At 38.0% G+C, this 3,381-nt stretch carries 2 protein-coding genes; both read left to right on the top strand.

The window, feature by feature from the left end; genetic code table 11:
• Positions 1-1,809: CHAT domain-containing protein (locus ACP6PK_RS14090; protein WP_426560141.1), on the top strand; the 1,809-nt coding region annotated here is incomplete at its 5' end.
• A 41-nt stretch (positions 1,810-1,850) separates the two neighbouring features.
• The gene (locus ACP6PK_RS14085; RefSeq protein ID WP_426560140.1) at positions 1,851-3,317 is read left to right on the top strand and encodes a RecQ family ATP-dependent DNA helicase; all 1,467 of its coding nucleotides are present in this window, start codon (positions 1,851-1,853) and stop codon (positions 3,315-3,317) included.
• The last annotated feature ends 64 nt before the right edge of the window (positions 3,318-3,381 follow it).

The raw sequence follows: 3,381 nt of genomic DNA, 5'->3' as shown, positions 1-3,381 counted from the left end.
GATGCTACTATTAACAACCAAGCCGGACGCGATATTAATACTGGAGACCAAATAGTAATAGGCGATACGACAAGTATTACCAACCAACCAGGTGGAGAATTGAATACTGGCGAAATCATTGAAATTAGCCCACCACCAAGACTAACAGGAAATATTTCGCCACAACCATTACCTCCAACACCAGTAACTCCACCTCCTGCACCTCAAGTGGAACCGCCAGTAACTCCAACTCCTGTAGTTAAATTAGTGGAACCGCCAGTAACTTCAGCTCCTGTAGATAACTTAGTGGAACCGCCAGTAACTCCACCTCCTACATCCCAAGTCCAACCGCCAGTAACTCCACCTCCTACACCTCAAGTCCAACCGCCAGTAACTCCACCTGCCATACCTGAAAATATTCCTCCATCTAACAATTCTGTCACAACCAACACTCTCCAATTAGTGCAAAGTGACAGTACGATAACTACTGCAAATAATCCTAATCTCTCCAACCAACAGAGCGACGATCAGCAAGGCAACCTGAACACAAATACTGCTAACGCCTTACGAAACATCAATACTATCAATAGTACGCCCCTAACTGTAACGGCAAATTCCCAAACATTGACAAGGATAGAACAAAATCGCAACAATGAATTTGCCGACTACTTTGGAAAAGAACTATCAAGTCAAATCACATCTACAGAAAATATTCGAGAAGTTCTCACGGATATCGCCCGTCAAACAGGCAAAAATTCAGCCATTATCTATGTCACTGCTTACCCAGAAGAACTGCAACTCATATTATATACGCCAGGTAGCGACCCTATCCTCAAAACTATTCCTGATGCTAACCGTAAACAGCTAATGAAAGCTGTATTAAAGTTACGCGCACACATTACAAATCCCGCTCGTCGTTATACTGATAGTTATCTGCCTCCAGCACAACAATTATATAATTGGTTAATTGCACCTATCTCAGCAGAATTAGAAGATGCTCACATTGATACTTTATTATTTAGTATGGATCAAGGTTTACGAAGTTTACCTATTGCTGCATTACACGACGGAAAACAATTTTTAATTGAAAATTATAGCCTCAGTTTAATTCCTAGTGTGAGTTTAATGGATACTAATTATCGCCCTCTTCAAGATACTAAAGTATTAGCAATGGGAGCCAGTAAATTTACATCTGAAAGTCCTTTACCAGCAGTACCTGTGGAGTTAGAAACTATTTCTCAAGAGTTATGGCAAGGTAGTAAATTTATTAATGAAGAATTTACTCGTAATAATTTGTTGAATGAACGAAAAAATTATCCTTATCCTATTATTCACTTAGCCACTCATGCAGAATTTTTACCAGGTCTCCCCAGCACTTCCTATATTCAGTTATGGGGTGATGACAAAATAAGACTAGACCAAATTCGGGAGTTAGGTTGGAGTCAACCCCCGGTTGATTTGTTGGTATTATCTGCTTGTAAGACTGCTATGGGAGACAAAAACGCCGAATTGGGTTTTGCCGGGTTAGCAGTAGCAGCAGGAGTGAAATCAGCTTTAGCAAGTATTTGGTATGTGAGTGATGAAGGAACATTGGGGTTGATGACAGAATTTTATACTCACCTAAATAATACCAAGATTAAGGCGGAGGCGTTAAGACAGGCGCAATTAGCAATGTTGCGAGGAGAGGTCGTTATTGCAGGTGGTGAGTTAAGGGGAAGTGGAACCCGTGGTGCGGTGGTGTTACCATCGGCGTTAGGAGATGTTGAGAATAATAATTTATCTCATCCTTATTATTGGGCGGGGTTTACTATGATTGGTAGTCCTTGGTAATTAATAATGGATAATTGATAATTAATAATGGATAATTGATAATGAAAAACTCAGAACAAACATCCTGGAATACAGTCAAAGAAACGTTCAAAAAAATCTGGGGATACGATGATTTTCGACCCCCACAAGGAGAAATAATTAACTGCTTATTAACAGGAAAAGATGCCCTAATAATAATGCCAACCGGAGGCGGAAAATCAATATGTTTTCAACTTCCCGCCCTCCTAAAAACTGGCTTAACATTAGTCATTTCTCCCCTAGTTGCCCTAATGGAAAACCAAGTACAAGAATTAAGCGATCGCTCCCTACCTGCCGCCCTACTCCACAGTCAACTTACCCCACAAAAAAAACGACAAACATTCCAAAAATTAGAACAAAATAAACTCAGACTACTCTACCTTTCCCCAGAAACATTATTCAACCAAAAAATATGGAATTTACTATCTCAACCCCAGACAAAAATCAACGGTTTAATATTAGATGAAGCTCACTGCTTAGTACAATGGGGAGAAACATTTCGCCCTGCTTATAGACGTTTAGGAGCAGTCAGACCAGCACTAATAAAATCTAAACCACCAGGAACAAACATTGCCATTGCAGCCTTCACCGCTACAGCCGATCCTCAAGCGCAAAAAATTATTAAAACTACCCTAAAACTACAAAATCCAACACAATTTTTACTCAGCCCCTATCGAAATAATTTACATCTAAAAATTCAACATATTTGTACTCCCAGAAGTCGCCGTCAAGAATTATTTAAGTTTATCAAAGCCAGAGAAAAACAAGCAGGTTTAGTTTATGTCAGAACCAGAAAAGACAGTGAAAAATTAGCAGAAATATTACGAGAAAAAAATTATCAAACTACAGCTTATCATGCAGGTTTAAGTGCAGAAGAAAGAAGACATATTGAGAAAGTTTGGATAGGTGGAGAAATAAATTTTGTAGTCTGTACTTCTGCCTTTGGAATGGGAATAAATAAACCAGATGTGCGATGGGTAATACATTTTCAAGCACCATCACTTTTATCAGAATATATTCAAGAAGTTGGCAGGGGAGGTAGAGACGGAAAACCAGCAGAAGCTTTAACTTTAATTAGCGAACCGACTGGTTGGTTAGACCCGGAAGATAAACAAAGACAAAAGTTTTTAATGGATAAATTAAGGTCGCAATATCAAGCAGCAGAAAAATTAATTAAACAACTGCCAACTACGGGAAATATTGATAGTTTGATAGATGAATTTCCTGATGGAGGGATAGCTTTATCTATTCTGCATTCTGGTGGAAAATTGAGATGGCGTGACCCGTTTAATTATATTATTAATAAGTCTAGTAGTGGTAAAAAAGTATCTTTAAATTACAGTTCAGGTGTTGAGGAAATGAATAAATATTTTTCTACTAGAAAATGTCGATGGCAATTTTTATTAGAAGCATTTGGTTTTTCCCAAGAAGCTGAAAATATGCGTTGTGGTCATTGTGACAATTGTATTAGGGAAGGAAGAATTCATTAATAGATAATGGATAATTGATAATTGATAATTGATAATGGATAATTGATAATTGATAATTGATAAT

This window comes from Dapis hubbardiae BLCC-M172 (assembly GCF_050016015.1).
Classification (GTDB): Bacteria; Cyanobacteriota; Cyanobacteriia; order Cyanobacteriales; family Microcoleaceae; genus Trichodesmium.
This window is presented reverse-complemented; position numbering and strand designations above follow the sequence as displayed.